At 69.7% G+C, this 14,973-nt stretch carries 13 protein-coding genes; 12 read left to right on the forward strand and 1 reads right to left on the reverse strand.

What is annotated here, in order from left to right; all coding sequences use genetic code 11:
- Positions 1-49 precede the first annotated feature (49 nt).
- From E0W80_RS07940 to E0W80_RS07985, 10 genes are all read left to right on the forward strand, one after another.
- Positions 50-2,929, forward strand: a complete 2,880-nt coding sequence (locus E0W80_RS07940; RefSeq protein WP_165875423.1) for a helix-turn-helix transcriptional regulator — start codon at positions 50-52, stop codon at positions 2,927-2,929.
- A gap of 74 nt (positions 2,930-3,003) precedes the next feature.
- The gene (locus E0W80_RS07945; protein WP_017831237.1) at positions 3,004-3,207 is read left to right on the forward strand and encodes a cold-shock protein; all 204 of its coding nucleotides are present in this window, start codon (positions 3,004-3,006) and stop codon (positions 3,205-3,207) included.
- Positions 3,208-3,449: 242 nt separating this feature from the next.
- The gene (locus E0W80_RS07950; protein WP_047523281.1) at positions 3,450-4,475 is read left to right on the forward strand and encodes an iron-siderophore ABC transporter substrate-binding protein; all 1,026 of its coding nucleotides are present in this window, start codon (positions 3,450-3,452) and stop codon (positions 4,473-4,475) included.
- 33 nt (positions 4,476-4,508) lie between these two features.
- Positions 4,509-5,552 (forward strand): iron ABC transporter permease, encoded by a 1,044-nt coding sequence (locus E0W80_RS07955; protein ID WP_047523280.1) that lies wholly within the window; start codon positions 4,509-4,511, stop codon positions 5,550-5,552.
- Positions 5,549-6,631, forward strand: coding sequence for an iron chelate uptake ABC transporter family permease subunit (locus E0W80_RS07960; protein WP_131492014.1), 1,083 nt, complete (start codon positions 5,549-5,551; stop codon positions 6,629-6,631). Before E0W80_RS07955 ends, E0W80_RS07960 begins: the two co-directional genes overlap by 4 nt.
- Positions 6,628-7,428 carry an ABC transporter ATP-binding protein gene (locus tag E0W80_RS07965; protein WP_131492015.1) on the forward strand — a complete coding sequence of 267 codons (801 nt, stop codon included), beginning with the start codon at positions 6,628-6,630 and terminating at the stop codon, positions 7,426-7,428. The genes E0W80_RS07960 and E0W80_RS07965 overlap by 4 nt, the downstream gene beginning before the upstream one ends.
- Positions 7,418-8,380 carry a siderophore-interacting protein gene (locus E0W80_RS07970; RefSeq protein WP_131492016.1) on the forward strand — a complete coding sequence of 321 codons (963 nt, stop codon included), beginning with the start codon at positions 7,418-7,420 and terminating at the stop codon, positions 8,378-8,380. The genes E0W80_RS07965 and E0W80_RS07970 overlap by 11 nt, the downstream gene beginning before the upstream one ends.
- Before the next feature lie 4 nt (positions 8,381-8,384).
- Entirely contained in the window at positions 8,385-9,215 is an 831-nt protein-coding gene (locus E0W80_RS07975; protein WP_131492107.1) for an ABC transporter ATP-binding protein, read from the forward strand.
- A gap of 31 nt (positions 9,216-9,246) precedes the next feature.
- Positions 9,247-10,278, forward strand: coding sequence for an iron-siderophore ABC transporter substrate-binding protein (locus tag E0W80_RS07980; RefSeq protein ID WP_131492017.1), 1,032 nt, complete (start codon positions 9,247-9,249; stop codon positions 10,276-10,278).
- A complete protein-coding gene (locus tag E0W80_RS07985; RefSeq protein ID WP_240740479.1) occupies positions 10,275-12,365 on the forward strand; it encodes an iron ABC transporter permease in 2,091 nt (696 codons plus the stop codon). The genes E0W80_RS07980 and E0W80_RS07985 overlap by 4 nt, the downstream gene beginning before the upstream one ends.
- 72 nt (positions 12,366-12,437) lie before the next feature.
- Here E0W80_RS07985 and E0W80_RS07990 read toward each other — a convergent pair whose 3' ends face one another.
- Positions 12,438-13,280 (reverse strand): alpha/beta hydrolase, encoded by an 843-nt coding sequence (locus E0W80_RS07990; RefSeq protein WP_131492018.1) that lies wholly within the window; start codon positions 13,278-13,280, stop codon positions 12,438-12,440.
- A gap of 96 nt (positions 13,281-13,376) precedes the next feature.
- Here E0W80_RS07990 and E0W80_RS07995 point away from each other — a divergent pair, with 96 nt between their 5' ends.
- Together E0W80_RS07995 and E0W80_RS08000 are read left to right on the forward strand one after the other, a co-directional pair.
- Positions 13,377-13,943, forward strand: a complete 567-nt coding sequence (locus E0W80_RS07995; RefSeq protein WP_131492019.1) for a TetR/AcrR family transcriptional regulator — start codon at positions 13,377-13,379, stop codon at positions 13,941-13,943.
- Positions 13,944-14,031: 88 nt separating this feature from the next.
- On the forward strand, positions 14,032-14,841 hold the full coding sequence (locus E0W80_RS08000) for a tryptophan-rich sensory protein (RefSeq protein ID WP_131492020.1): 810 nt from the start codon (positions 14,032-14,034) through the stop codon (positions 14,839-14,841).
- The last annotated feature ends 132 nt before the right edge of the window (positions 14,842-14,973 follow it).

The following is a 14,973-nucleotide window of genomic DNA, read 5'->3' on the forward strand; positions in this document are numbered from 1 at the left end:
CGCGTTGCAGGCCGTGCCGAATGTCGGTCCGGGGTGGGACGATGAATCCATGCCCCTTTCCCCGTCGAGCGCTGCGATGGTCGGCCGCGAGGCCGAACTGACCGAGGTGCGCCGGTCGTTCGCCGGTGTGCGCGACGGCGTGCCTGCGGCCCTGCTCGTCGAGGGAGAGGCCGGGATCGGCAAGTCGCGTCTGCTGCGCGAGTTCGCCGCCGAGATCGAGCAGACCGCTGACGTGCACGTGGGCTGGTGTCTCGACCTCGGTGCCTCGCGTACGCCGTACGGTCCGTTGACCGGCATCCTGCGCTCGATCGTCACGCGCATGGGCGTCGACCGGGTGCGCGACTCGGTGGGAGTGGGGGCGGAGGCCCTCGGCATGCTGCTCCCCGAACTCGTCGACACCCCGACCGATCGTGACCGCACCAGTCCCGAGCGGCTGAGAGACGCGATCGCCTCCCTCATCGAGGCGGCGGCCGAGCGCGCTCCTCAGGTGCTCGTGGTCGAAGACCTGCACTGGGCGGATGAGTCGACGCTCGCCATCCTCTCCTTCCTGCTGCGGGCGTTGGGTCGCGGCCGCATCCTGTTGCTCCTCAGCTGCCGCAGCGACGACGTGCGGCGCGGCGATGCGGTGAGTCGGTTCATCGGAGAGGCGACGCGCGCACGGCTGCTCGACCGCGTGACCCTTGCCCGGCTCGACGCCGCCGCCGTCCGCGAGCTGGCGGAGCAGATCACCGGCCGCGCGCTCACCGAGAGCGCGCTCGACCGCATGCAGGAGAGGGCGGAGGGCGTCCCCTTCTTCATCGAGGAGATCGCCGGATGCACGAACGGCCCGCTCCCCGATGGGCTCCGTGACCTGCTGCTCGCCCGCTTCGACAGGCTGAGCGACGATGCGCGACACGTCGTGCAGGTCGTCTCCGGGGCCGAGCGTCCGTTGTCGCACCCGCTCATCACGAGTCTCGTCGGCTTGCCGGAGCAGCGGCTCGATGACGCGATCCGCGAGGCGACCCGCAGCGGAATCCTGGTCGTGGGCGACGACGACTATCGCTTCCGCCACGCGCTGCTGCGCGAGGCCGTGCACGACGACCTGCTCCCCGGTGAACGGGCGCGGCTGCACCGTGCCTACGCCGAGGCGCTCGAGGCGCAGTGCGCGGAGTCGGACACCAGCGATGCCGCGGCGCTCGCCTACCACTGGCAACTCGCACAAGACGATCGGAAGGCTCTCATCGCCGCCGCCGATGCCATGCGGCAGGCGAAGGCACAGTATGCGTTCGCGAGCGCGGCCCGCTTCGGTGAGCTGGCGCTGGAGCTGTGGCCGCTCGTGCCCGACGCGGCCGACGCAGCGCGCATCGAGCGCCTGGACCTGCTCCTGGTGCTCGGTTCGATCCTGCGCAACGCCGGTGACGGAGACCGGGCCCTCGCCGTCGCGAACGTCGCCCTCGCCGAGGTCGACCCGAAGACGGTCGACCCGCGGCTGCACGCGCGGCTGCTGCGCAACAAGGCGCTGTACCTGGTCAACCTCGGGCGTCTGGGAGCGATACCGCTCCTGCAGCAGGCTCTGGCCATCGCCGACGAGCACGTGCATGACGACGTCTTCCGCGCCGAGCTCCTCAACCAGCTCGCGAGCAGGCGCATGATCGCGGGCGACCGTGAGGAGGCGATCCGGCTCGCGGACGAGGCCGAGCGCAGTGCTGCCGGCGCCGAATCGACGGATCAGCTGTCGATCGCCGCGAACGTGCGCGGTGGGTCCCTCGCCCATCTGGGACACATCGAGGAGGGGGTACGCGAGTACGAGCGTGCGCGTGTGCTCGCGACGGGGACGACCGCCGAGATGCGTTACCGCGTGAACTACTCCGACCTGCTCACGTTGCTGGGCCGCTACCGCGAGGCGGTCGAGGTCGCAGAAGAGGGCCTGCAGCGTGCGCGTGAGCTCCGGGTCGAGCGCACCTCGGGGTCGATCATGGCGCAGAACATGGTCGTCCCCCTGCTCGAACTCGGAGAGATCGCACGGGTCGAGGAGATGCTGGCGCGTGACTTCGTGCAGGGGACCCTGCGCGTGTTCCGCATGTACATGAGCATGACGCGCGTGCGGGTGCTGGCCTGGCGCGGAAGATCGGCCGAGGCCGCAGAGCTGTTGCAGGCGTGGCTGCCCGCCTTCGAGGAGACCGGTGGCTCGGAACGTCAGATCTGGTACGACCGGGTCATGATGACGGTCGCGGTCGCCGAGAGCGAGGGCAACCTCCGCGGAGCCCTCGACGCGATCCTCGAGATGCTGCGTGACGACCGGCCCGCGTTGCTGCACCAGCGTCGGCTGCTGCTGGAGGGCGGGGCGATCATCGCCGAGCTGCGCGCCGAGGGGGCCGATGTCACCGAGGAGTCCGATGCCATCCGCGCCGCCTGGCTCGCGCAACCCGTGCCGCTGCAGAACGATGCGTGGTCGACGATCCTCGATGCCCTCCTCGACCCGCGCGGCGATGCGCTCGACGCCGCCCTGCGCAGCGCCGAGGGAGAAGACGTCCCGGTCATCTTCCGAGCGGTACTCCGCCTCGAGAGCGCTCGCCTGCGGGTGCACGAGGGGGATCGCGCATCTGCAGCGTCGGTGCTCGGTGAGGCCGCCGCGTTGGCGGAGTCCCTGGGCAATGCGCAGCTCCAGGCGGCGGTCTCGCGGTTCAGCGCCGACGCCGGTCTTCGCGCCTCCGATGCGCCGCTGAGCGACGACCTGCTCACCGCTCGTGAGAGGCAGGTGCTCGAGCTCATCGCCGAGGGCCTGAGCAACCGACAGATCGGCGACCGTCTGTTCATCAGCGTGAAGACGGTGAGCGTCCACGTCTCCGCGGTTCTGCGCAAGCTCGGGGTGAACACGCGCACCGAAGCGGCTCTCGTGCAGAAGAATCCGTCGTTCCGTGCTGCTGCTCAGTCTGCCGTGGTAGCGTGACAAAGCGCGCGTGTCGGATGTTCCGACTCGGCGTAGGCCGTGTAAACGGCTAAGTCAACAGAAAGTAGAAACACATGGCCACTGGCACTGTGAAATGGTTCAACGCGGAAAAGGGCTTCGGCTTCATCGCTCCCGATGACGGCTCGGACGACCTCTTCGCCCACTACTCGGCTATCGCCGGCTCCGGTTTCAAGGAGCTCCGCGAGAACCAGAAGGTCGAATTCGACGCTGAGCGTGGCCCCAAGGGCATGCAGGCGGCGAACATCCGCGCTCTCTGAGCGCGCGCTGACTTCCTGAAGCCGGTCGGATCCTCACGGATCCGGCCGGTTTTTTTCGTACCCACGGCGCCTTCGAAATCGCGCGAATGGCTCTATCCGGGCCCAAAAAGACGATCAGTTGCGCCATTCGAAATCCGGAGCGGAGGTGAGGTCACCCTAACCTCCGTGTTAGATTAGGCGAGGCTTACCAATGCCGGGCGCGGTCTGCGCCACACTCCCACCCCGAATCGAAGGGAACGCCTGTGCGCACCTCCCGTCTCCTCGCCCTCGGCGCAGCCGCCGCGCTCGCCGTCGGCCTCTCCGCCTGCGCCTCGTCCGCACCGGAATCGACGTCCTCCGCCGGGGGCAACCCTGCCTCCGACGACGCCTTCCCCGTCACGATCGAGCACGTCTACGGCGAGACCACGATCACCGAGAAGCCGGAGCGGGTCGCGACCGTCGCCTGGGCGAACCACGAGGTGCCGCTGGCCCTCGGCATCGTGCCGGTCGGGATGAGCAAGGTCACCTGGGGGGACGACGACGACAACGGCGTGCTGCCGTGGGTCGAGGAGAAGCTCGAAGAGATGGGGGCCGAGACACCGGTCCTGTTCGACGAGACCGACGGCATCGACTACGAAGCCGTGGCCGACACCGAGCCCGACGTGATCCTCGCCTCGTACTCCGGCATGACGCAGGAGGAGTACGACACCCTCTCCAAGATCGCGCCGGTCGTCGCCTACCCGGACGTCGCCTGGGGCACCTCGGTGGATGAGATGGTCGAGATGAACTCGAAAGCACTCGGGCTCGAGGACGAAGGCAAGGCCCTGATCGAAGAGCTGCATGCCGAGTCCGAAGCCGCCCTCGACGAGCACAGCGTCCTGAAGGACAAGAAGGTCCTCTTCGCGTACTTCGACCCGAGCGACCTGAGCACGATCGGCTTCTACACCGCGGCCGACACGCGACCCGGATTCCTGCACAGCCTCGGTCTCCCCTTCCCGTCGATCGTCGAGGAGAACAAGGACACCGAGCTGTTCAACCTCGAGGTGAGCGCCGAGGAGGCGCAGAAGTTCGACGATGTGGATCTGTTCGTGACGTACGGGGACGACTCGACCGTCGCTGCTCTGCAGGCCGATCCGCTGCTGTCGAAGATCCCGGCCATCGCCGAGGGGCGCATCGCGATCCTGCCCAACGCCACGCCGATCGCGGCCTCCGCCAACCCGTCGCCGCTGTCGATCCCGTGGGGACTCGGCGACTACTTCGCGATCCTGGCCGGCCCGCTGGCGTCGTAGTCGTTCGATCCGCTCCCGCGGAATGAGCATTCAGTGACCTCAGCGACCGTCCTCGCGCCGGGTGCCGCAGACCTGCGGCGCCCGGCGCTGGCGCGAACCCTGTGGCTCCTCCTCGGGGTGGTCGTGCTCCTGGTGCTCAGCGTCATGTCGATCGCCTTCGGCGTGCGCGCGGTCTCGTTCGACGACATCGTCGCCGCCCTCACCGGTCACACCGACACGATCGCCGAGGCCGCGATCGTCAAGCGCATCCCCCGTACGGTCCTCGCGCTCCTCGTCGGCGCGGCACTCGCGCTCTCCGGAGCCACCATGCAGGCGGTCACGCGGAACCCCATCGCCGACCCCGGCATCCTCGGTGTCTCGAACGGCGCCTCGCTCGCCGTGGTATGCGGCATCGCGTTCTTCGGTCTCGCCGACCCCTACGGGCAGATGACCTTCGCGATCGTGGGCGCCGGTGCCGCCGCCGTCTTCGTGTACACCGTCGGATCCCTCGGGCGCGGAGGCGCGACGCCGCTCAAGCTCGCGCTCGCCGGGGCCGCCACCTCGGCCGCCTTCGCCTCGCTGATCAGCGCGATCATGCTGCCGCGCGTCGACCTGCTGCAGACGTTCCAGTCGTGGCAGATCGGCGGTGTCGGTGGGGCGGAGTGGCCGCGGATCGCGATCACCGCTCCCGTCCTCGCGCTCGGCGCCCTCATCTGCTTCCTGAGTGCGCGCGGCATGAACTCGCTCGCCCTCGGCGACGACATGGCGAAGGGACTCGGCGAACATGTGCTCCGCACCCGCATGATCTCAGCGCTGGGTGCGGTGATCCTCGCGGGTGCCGCGACCGCGATCGCCGGACCCATCGGGTTCGTCGGCCTCGTGATCCCGCACATGTGCCGGCTCCTGGTCGGCACCGACCACCGGTGGCTGCTCCCGTTCTCGGCCATCGCCGGTGCCGCACTCCTGACGGCGAGCGACATCGTCGGTCGCGTGATCGCTCCCTCCTCCGAGGAGATCCAGGTGGGCATCATCACCGCCATCATCGGCGCCCCGTTCTTCATCTGGATCGTCCGTCGGCAGAAGGTGCGTGAGCTGTGACCACGACCGAGCACACGGAACACACCCTCGCCCGCGACGAGGAGTCCGCATCCGCGCGGATCGCCCGGATCGTCGCAGGGCGTCGCTCGCGCCACCGTCGCCACGCGACGGCCACGATCGTCCTCGGAGTCCTGGTCTTCGCCCTCTTCGCGATCGCTCTGATGGTGGGCAACACGTTCTACACACCGGACGAGGTGATCCGCGTGATCCTCGGTGAGAACGTGCCCGGCGCCTCCTTCACCGTCGGCGACCTGCGACTGCCGCGGGCGGTGCTCGCCGTCCTCACCGGGATCGCGTTCGGTATGGCGGGCGTCTGCTTCCAGACGATGCTGCGCAATCCGCTCGCCTCGCCCGACATCATCGGCATCTCGAACGGTGCCGGCGCCGCGGCCGTGTTCGGCATCATCGTGCTGTCGGTCAACGGTCCGGTCGTCTCCGCGCTCGCGCTGGCCGGCGCGGTGCTCACGGCCCTGGCGATCTATCTGCTCTCGATCAAGGGCGGCTTCGCCGGCACCCGTTTGATCCTGATCGGCATCGGCGTCGCCGCGATGCTGCAGAGCGTCATCTCGTACCTGCTCTCCCGCGCGGCGAACTGGGACATCCAGACCGCGATGCAGTGGCTGACGGGAAGCCTCAACAACGCGTCCTGGGAGCGGGTGCTGCCGATGGCGATCGCCGCGGTGATCATCGTGCCGCTGATGCTGTCGCAGGGTCGCGCGCTGGGGACTCTCCGGCTCGGAGACGACTCCGCCGCCGGACTCGGTGTCCGCGTCGACGCGACACGCCTGCTGCTCATCCTCGGCGCGGTCGCGCTGCTCGCGTTCGCGACCGCGGCCACCGGCCCCATCGCCTTCGTCGCGTTCATGGCGGGACCCATCGCCGCCCGCATCACCGGGCCCGGGGCGAACCTGCTCCTGCCGTCGGCCTTCGTCGGCGCCGTGCTCGTGCTCGCCGGTGACCTGATCGGCCAGTTCGCCTTCGGCACCCGCTATCCCGTCGGCGTCATCACCGGCGTGGTCGGCGCGCCGTACCTGATCTATCTGCTCATCCGCACCAACCGCTCCGGGGGTTCGCTATGACCGTCTCGCACAGCCTGTCGGCCGAGGGGGTGACGCTCGCGTACGGCGACCGCACCGTCATCGACGGCCTCGACCTGCAGATCGCTCCCGGACGCATCACCGCGATCGTGGGCGCGAACGGCTGCGGCAAGTCGACGCTGCTGCGCTCGCTGGCCCGCCTGCTCTCGCCGACCGAGGGGCAGATCGTGCTCGACGGCGCCTCGGTGCATTCGCGCCCGACCAAGGAGGTCGCGCGGATCCTCGGTCTCCTGCCGCAATCCCCCATCGCGCCCGAGGGGATCGCGGTCGCCGACCTGGTCGGCCGAGGGCGACACCCGCACCAGAAGATGCTCGCGCGGTGGAGCGCGCACGATTACGAGGTCGTGGCGGACGCGCTCGATGCGACCGGCATCTCCGATCTCGCCGACCGCAGCGTGGACGAGCTCTCGGGCGGACAGCGGCAGCGCGTCTGGATCGCGATGGCTCTCGCGCAGGAGACGGACATCCTGCTGCTCGACGAGCCGACCACGTTCCTGGACGTCGCGCACCAGGTCGAGGTGCTGGACCTGCTGACCGACCTGAGCGTGTCGCGCGGCACGACCATCGTCATGGTGCTGCACGACCTCAACCTCGCCGCCCGCTACGCCGACGAACTGGTCGCCATGAAGGACGGCAGGGTGCATGCAGCGGGAGCCCCGCAGGAGGTCGTCACCGCCGACCTCGTCGAAGAGGTCTTCGGCCTCGCCAATCAGATTACCATCGACCCGGTCTCCGGTACGCCGATGGTCACACCCATCGGGAGGCATCATGTCCGCTGAGACGACCACCACCGAGCGTCCGACCTACATCCTCACCCGCGCCGAGGTGCGCGCCGTGGTCCGGGTCTCGCCCTCGTTCGTGCGGGTGACCTTCGGCGGGGACGACCTGTTCGAGTTCGGGACCCCGGGCGAGGTGTTCGACAGCCGCATCAAGCTGGTCTTCCCGCCGGCATCCGGGGTGCTGCCCGAGCTCGACCGCGCGTCGGACAACTGGTGGCAGGCGTTCCTGGCGGTGCCGGAAGAGGAGCGCGGCTCGATGCGCACCTACTCGGTGCGGGACCTCCGGGTCGACGACGAGACCGGGACCGAGGTCGACGTCGACTTCGTGCTGCACCTCGAGCCGGGTCTGACCGGCCCCGCGTCGCTGTGGGCGGACCAGGCCGCGGTCGGGCAGGAGCTGTACCTCGTCGGACCGCGTCGCGGCCTCGGCGTCGATACGCACGGCGGTGCCGAGTTCCACCCCGGACGTGCTCCTTCGGTCGTGCTCGCGGGGGATGAGACGGCGGCCCCGGCGATCGCCCGCATCCTGGAGGACGCCCCTCGCGGGCTGCGCGGTGTCGCGTTCATCGAGGTGCCGACTCCGGCCGACGTGCTGCGCATCGATGCACCGACCGGTGTCGAGGTGCACTGGCTGCCGCGCGACGCCGGTGAGCCGCACGGCCTGCACCTGATCCCTGCGGTCCTCGGCTACCTCGGCGACGCCGACGCCTCGGACGAGATCCGCGTGAAGGACATCGACGGCGAGGACCTGCTGTGGGAGACGCCGGCGTACTCCGGCCTCGGTGAGGAGATCGCCGCCGCCGATGCCCCGGCTGAGCGCTACTTCTGGATCGCGGGGGAGAGCGGCGTGGTCACCACTCTGCGCCGACACCTCGTGAAGGACCTCGGCATCGACCGCGGGCAGGTGGCGTTCATGGGCTACTGGCGCCGCGGTGTCGCGATGCGGGGCTGACATGATGACGCGGACCCACGCCCTGCAGGGCGAATCCCTCGTGCTCGGATACGGTCGTGCCCGGGTGGTGCACGATGTCTCGCTGCGCCTCGCCCCCGGAAGGGTGACGGCTCTCATCGGCCCCAACGGCAGCGGCAAGTCGACCGTCCTGCGCGCGCTCGCCCGCCTGCACCGCATCGAGGCGGGGAGTGTGCGCATCGGCGGTGACGAGACGCGCGACGCCGCCGCCCTCTCGGCGAAGGAGTTCGCGAAGACTGTCGCGATGCTCTCGCAATCGCGGCCGCATCCCTCCGGCATTGAGGTCTCCGACGTCGTGGCGTACGGCCGTCACCCGCACCGGGGTCGCTTCTCCGGTGTCAGCGACGCCGACCGCACCGCCGTCGCGCGGGCGCTCGAGCTGACCGGACTCACCGGCATGGCTGCCCGTCCCGTCGACCAGCTCTCGGGCGGCGAACTGCAGCGCGTGTGGCTGGCGACCGCGCTGGCGCAGGAGACCGGCGTGCTGCTGCTCGACGAGCCGACGAACCACCTCGACCTGCGCTATCAGGTGGAGACGCTCGACCTGGTGCGCGAGCTCGCCGACGACCACGGCACCGCCCTCGGTGTCGTGCTGCACGACCTCGACCACGCGGCATCTGTCGCCGACGACGTCGTTCTTCTGCACGCGGGGCGAGTGCACGCGGCCGGCACCCCCGCCGAGGTGCTGACCGGCGAGAACCTCTCCGCCGTCTACGGCCTGCGCATCGACACCGAGATCGATGAGGAGACCGGCCTCGTGCGGGTGCTCCCGCGCGGTCGGCACCACCGCCGGCACCGCACCCCCGCGGCATCCTGAACCCCCTCACACCTCCCGGAGGAAGAACCGAATGAAGAAGAAGCCCCTCGCCCTGATCGCCCTCGGTGGCGTGCTCGTGATGGCCCTCGCCGGCTGCGGAACGACCCAGGCTCCCACCGCCGCCGACCCCGACGCCTCGGGCTCGACGAGTGCGGGCTGCGGCGACGACACCACCGCGACTTCGACCGGTGCCGTCTCCGTCACGGACGACCTCGGTCGCACGGTCGAGCTCGACAAGCCCGCCGAGCGGATCGCGGTGCTGGAGTGGCAGCAGATCGAGGATGCGCTGTCGCTGTGCATCACGCCGGTCGCGGTCGCCGACGCCGAGGGATACAGCACGTGGGTCACCGCGGAAGAGCTCCCGGAGGGCGTGACCGACGTCGGCACCCGGCAGGAGCCGAACCTGGAGACGCTGTTCGGAACCGAGCCCGACCTCGTGATCGTCGAGGTCAGCGCCGCGGACGACCCCATCGTCTCCCAGCTCGAGGCCTACGACGTGCCGGTGCTCGCGACCGTCGGTGCGGATGCCGCCGACCCCATCGCGAAGATGCTCGGAACGCTCGACCTCATCGCCCAGGTGACCGGACGCGAAGAGCGCGCTGCGGTGGTCGCCGACGAGTTCCAGGAGCACCTCGACGCGGCCTCGGCCGAACTCGCCGATCTGGATCTGCCCACGAAGGAGTTCGTGTTCTTCGACGGCTGGGTCGACGGTGGCAACGTCGCTCTGCGCCCGTTCGGCCAGGGCTCGCTGGTGGGTGAGATCGGCGAGAAGCTCGGTCTCGAGAACGCGTGGACCGGCGAGGTCGACCCCACCTACGGCCTCGGACAGACCGATGTCGAAGGCATGACCACGGTCGGCGACGCCAGCCTGTTCTACACGGGCACGGAGGACCCCGAGTCGGAGAGCTTCATCGACGCTCTGCAGGGCAACCCGGCCTGGACCTCGCTGCCCGCCGTCGCCGATGACCGCCTCACCGCGTTCCCTGCCGGGATCTGGACGTTCGGCGGACCGCGCTCGACCCAGCAGATCATCGACGGCTACGTCGAGGTGCTCTCGAAGTGACGGGAGCCCTTCGCCTCGATGACGCGGCGGCGACGACGAAGCCGGCGCATCCGGTGCCCGTCGTCGCGCTCGACGAGGCGGAGGGACGCCGACCGCACGCTCTGCTCACGGGCATCGGGGCTCTCGTGGCCCTCGCCGTGGTGCTCTTCGCGGTGGCCTGCTGGCATCTCACCCAGGGCACGAGCGGTGCCGTCTTCGCCGACCCGGACGTGCTGTGGGGGTCGCGGGTGCCGCGCCTGGCCGCGGGCATCGCCGTGGGCGTGGCGCTGGGCGTGGCGGGCATCCTCCTCCAGTCGCTCGCTCGCAACGCCCTGGCCTCGCCGGACACCCTGGGCGTGACAGCCGGCTCGTACCTCGCGGTCACGGCGCTCGCGGCGTTCGGCATCGCGGTGCCGGTGTGGGCGTCGGGCGCCGTCGCGTTCGCCGGCGGCCTCTTCGCCGCGGGGATCGTGCTCGGACTCGCCGGCGGTGCGGGCTCGTCCACCACGCGGCTGATCCTCGCGGGGACGGCCCTCGCCCTCGCGTTCCAGGCCTGCACCTCGACCCTGCTCATCCTGTTCGACGAGGAGACGAAGGGTCTGCTCGCGTGGGGAAGCGGCAGCCTGTCCCAGCTCGGCCTGACCGCGTTCCTCCAGGCGGCCCCGGTCGTGGTCGTGGTGACCGGGGCGGCGCTGTTGCTGGCGCGGCGGCTCGACATCCTGGCGCTCGGCGACGACACGGCATCGTCGCTGGGCGTGCCGATCCGCTCGACCCGGGCCGTCGGCATCCTGCTCGCCGTCACGCTCACCGCGGTGTCGGTGACGCTCGCGGGGCCGATGGGTTTCGTCGGACTGTGCGCGCCCGTGCTCGCCCGCCTGCTGTCGCGCGTCGTGCCGAGCCTGAACCGCCACCTGCTCTTGATCCCCGCCGCCGGGTTGCTCGGCGCGATCGTCGTGATCCTCTCGGATGCTCTGCTGCGAGCGATCATCGGGGCCGAGGCGGCGATCCTCATCCCGACCGGAGTCGCGACGACACTCCTCGGAGCGATCGTGCTGGTGCTCATGGCACGGCGTCTGCGCGACGCCGGTCCCACACGGGAGCCTCCGCGGGTGCGGTTCGGAGTGCGCAGCCGGCTGCGGTTCCGCATCGCCCTGGCCGTCGTGGTGCTCGGGGTGGTCGGGGTGCTGCTCCTCGGCCTGCTCGCCGGGCACACATGGCTGCTGACCGGCGACATCGCGCTGTGGCTGCAGGGCGAGGCGCCGCCGGTGATCGCCTTCGCGTTGGACGAACGCGCGCCGCGCATCGTGGCGGCGGTCGTCGCCGGTGGGGCGCTCGCGCTGTCCGGCACCATCATCCAGGGAGTGAGTCGGAACCCGCTGGCCGACCCGAGCATCCTCGGTGTCACGGGCGGTGCCGGACTCGGTGCCGTGCTCGTCATCACGAGCGCCGTCTCGTCCACTGCCGGCATGATCGCAGGCGCCGTCACCGGGGCGCTGCTGGCCTTCGCCCTCGTCTATCTGCTGTCGTGGCGCGGCGGGTTGAACGCCGACCGGTTCCTGCTGATCGGCATCGGTGTCTCGTACTTCTCGGTCTCGCTCACGACGTTCTTCCTGCTGCGGTCGAATCCCTGGGACACCCCGAAGATCTACACCTGGCTTTCGGGCACGACGTACGGCCGGGTGTGGGATCAGGTGCTGCCCCTCGCGATCGTGCTGGCGATCGCGCTGCCGTTCGTGGTGATGAGCCGTCGCGAGCTCGACGTGCTGGCCCTCGATGAGGACACCCCGAGGCTCGTCGGCATCCGCCTCGAGCCCGTGCGTCTGACGCTGCTGGTCGTGGCGGCGGTGCTCGCAGCGCTCAGCGTGACCGCGATCGGCGTGATCGGCTTCGTGGGACTCGTCGCCCCGCACGCGGCACGAGCGCTCGTCGGGGCCACGCACGCCAGGGTGATTCCCGTCGCCGTGCTGCTGGGAGGTCTGTTGGTGGGGGTCGCGGACACGATCGGGCGCACCGTCATCGCCCCCGCGCAACTTCCCGCTGGACTCGTGGTGGCGCTGATCGGAGCCCCGTACTTCGTCTGGCTGCTCTGGCGCTCGCGCGACGCGTAGGCCCGGGTTCGAATCGCGCAAATGGCCCCATTCCCTGACGGGATGAGGCCATTTGCGCGATTCGAACGGGGGTTACTTCTGGAGAAAGTCCTTCAGCGCCGCGTTGACCTCGTCGGCGTGGGTCCAGAGCAGACCGTGCGGGGCTCCCTCGACCTCGACGTAGTCGGCATCCGGCACCGCCTGGTGGAAACGGCGCGCGGTCGCGTCGATCGGGAGGATGTTGTCCTTCGTGCCGTGCAGGATCAGGGTGGGCTTGGCGGCGGCGCGCACGGCCTCGACGTCCCCACGGAAGTCCTCGATCCAGGACGAGACGACCGCGTAGGCGGCGACGGGGGCGCTGCCGATCGCGACGTTCCAGCTCCCGGTGACGGCCTGCTCGCTGATGCGCGAGCCCAGGTTCTCGTCGAGGTTGTAGAAGTTCTCGTAGAAGTCGGTGAACCACGCGAAGCGGTCGCCCTTGGCGGCGGCCTCGATGCCGTCGAAGACCTCCTGCGGCACGCCCTCGGGGTTGTCATCGCGCTGCACGAGGAAGGGCTCGAGCGGGGCGAGGAAGGCGAGCTTCGCGACGCGGTCGTGGCCGTACGTGGCGACGTAGCGGGCGAGCTCTCCGGTGCCCATCGAGAAGCCGACGAGCACGACGTCACGCAGATCGAGGGTCTCGAGCACGGTGTTGAGGTCGGCGGCGAACGTGTCGTAGTCGTAGCCGACGTTGACCTTGGAGGATCCGCCGAAGCCGCGCCGATCGTAGGTGATGACCCGGTAGCCCTGGGCGAGCAGCTCGCGGGTCTGACGCTCCCAGCTGTGTCCGTCGAGCGGATACCCGTGGATCAGGACGACGGGCTGACCCGATCCCTGGTCTTCGTAGTAGAGCTCGATCGGGGTGCTGTTCTCGTTTCCGACGGTGATGTAGCCCATGATCCGGGTCCTTTCGGTTGAGAGGAGAACGGTCGTTCTCGCTCGATGTGTTCAATCTAGAGAACGTTCGTTCTCGTGTCAAGTAGACTTCTGGACATGACCGAAGACGAGGCCCGTGAACGCATCCTCACCGCGGCGGAGGAGCTTTACTACCGCAAGGGGTACGCGGCGGTGGGCATGGATGAACTGCGTGCCGCGGCCGGAGTGTCGCTGCGCCGCCTCTATGCGCTCTTCCCCGCGAAGACCGACATTGTCGCCGCTGTCCTCGCCCGCAAGCACGCCCAGTGGGAGTCCGGCCTCTCGGGGGCCGTGACGGATGCCGGCGACGACCCGCGCGCGCGTCTCCTCGCGGTCTATGAATACCTCGAGAACTGGTTCTGCGCCGACGACTTCCGCGGCTGCGCGTTCATCAACGCGTTCGGCGAGCTCGGGGGCACGAACCCCGAGGTCGCAGAGATCGTGCGCACGCACAAGGCATCGTTCCAGGAGTACATGGCGGGCCTGGTCGCCGACACGGGTGCACCTGCGGCGCTCGCTGCACAGCTGTCGATCCTCGCCGAGGGTGCGCAGAGCACGGCGGCGATCTCGAAGGATCCGTCGGTGGCGGTGCAGGCGCGCGGCGCCGCGGAGGTCCTGATCGATGCGGCATTCACCCGGGCCTGAGTGAGTGTTTCCCTAACCTGGTTAGCGAAATACCGCCTCGGTGTCAACCCCGATGCGTGTCGGCTCACCGCGCCGTAGCGTCGTGACCATGGACTCACGTACGAAGGGCATCGGCCGGCAGACCCTGGTCATCGCGTCGGCGACGTTCATGCTGATCGCCGCCACCATCGGAGCGGGGGCGTTCGGCGGGGCATCCGTCGACGACCTGCAGGACGGAGCCCTCTCGGCACAGGGCTCCTACCTCGCTCCGGCAGGACCGGCGTTCTCGATCTGGTCGCTCATCTACCTCGGACTCATCGCCTACACAGTGTGGCAGGCGCTCCCGGCGCAGCGGCAGGATCCCCGTCAGCAGGCGGTCGGTGGATGGATCGCCGTGTCGATGGTGCTGAACGGGCTGTGGCTGGTGACCGCGAGGTACCTGACGCTGTGGCTCACGGTCGTCGTGATCGCGCTGCTGCTCGTCGTGCTCGCCCGCGTGATCGTGGTGCTCGGCCACTTCCCGGCGCGGACCGTCGCGGATCGCATCCTCACCGACGGCGCGAACGGACTGCACTTCGGCTGGGTCACGATCGCCACCGTCGCGAACACCGCTGCCTGGCTCACCCAACTCGCTCCGGAGAGCTGGGCCGAGGCCGCGGACGCCTGGGCCATCGCCGTGCTCGTGGTCGTCTTGGCGATCGGTGCCGCGGCGGCGTGGGCCACCGGCCGGATCGCTCCCGCCCTCGCGACGGCGTGGGGACTGGCCTGGCTCGCGGTCGGACGACTGACCGGCGAGCCGGAGAGCACCCCGACCGCCATCGTCGCGATCATCGTGGCCGTGCTGCTCGTGGTCACCGGTGTCGTCGCGGTGCTGCGCCGGGCACGCGCTGCGCACAACTCCTCAGAATCGTCGCGCTGAGCGCAGCGTGGGCTGATTTCCGGGTCGGTTCCGGCAGTTCTTGCTGAGTTGTGAACGACGCGCACAACTCAGGAAGGCCGCGCCGCATCGCCCCCGACGACGCCGACACCGTCCCCGGTCGCAGGTTATTCC

It is taken from the genome of Microbacterium sp. PI-1 (genome assembly GCF_004337555.1).
In the GTDB taxonomy this organism is placed as follows: Bacteria; Actinomycetota; Actinomycetes; order Actinomycetales; family Microbacteriaceae; genus Microbacterium; species Microbacterium aurugineum.

Coding starts and splice junctions, on each gene's coding strand:
- E0W80_RS07940 (WP_165875423.1), top strand. CDS start 50: ATGCCCCTTTCCCCGTCGAGCGCTGCGATGGTCGGCCGCGAGGCCGAA.
- E0W80_RS07945 (WP_017831237.1), top strand. CDS start 3,004: ATGGCCACTGGCACTGTGAAATGGTTCAACGCGGAAAAGGGCTTCGGC.
- E0W80_RS07965 (WP_131492015.1), top strand. CDS start 6,628: ATGACCGTCTCGCACAGCCTGTCGGCCGAGGGGGTGACGCTCGCGTAC.
- E0W80_RS07970 (WP_131492016.1), top strand. CDS start 7,418: ATGTCCGCTGAGACGACCACCACCGAGCGTCCGACCTACATCCTCACC.
- E0W80_RS07975 (WP_131492107.1), top strand. CDS start 8,385: ATGACGCGGACCCACGCCCTGCAGGGCGAATCCCTCGTGCTCGGATAC.
- E0W80_RS07980 (WP_131492017.1), top strand. CDS start 9,247: ATGAAGAAGAAGCCCCTCGCCCTGATCGCCCTCGGTGGCGTGCTCGTG.
- E0W80_RS07990 (WP_131492018.1), bottom strand. CDS start 13,280: ATGGGCTACATCACCGTCGGAAACGAGAACAGCACCCCGATCGAGCTC.
- E0W80_RS07995 (WP_131492019.1), top strand. CDS start 13,377: ATGACCGAAGACGAGGCCCGTGAACGCATCCTCACCGCGGCGGAGGAG.
- E0W80_RS08000 (WP_131492020.1), top strand. CDS start 14,032: ATGGACTCACGTACGAAGGGCATCGGCCGGCAGACCCTGGTCATCGCG.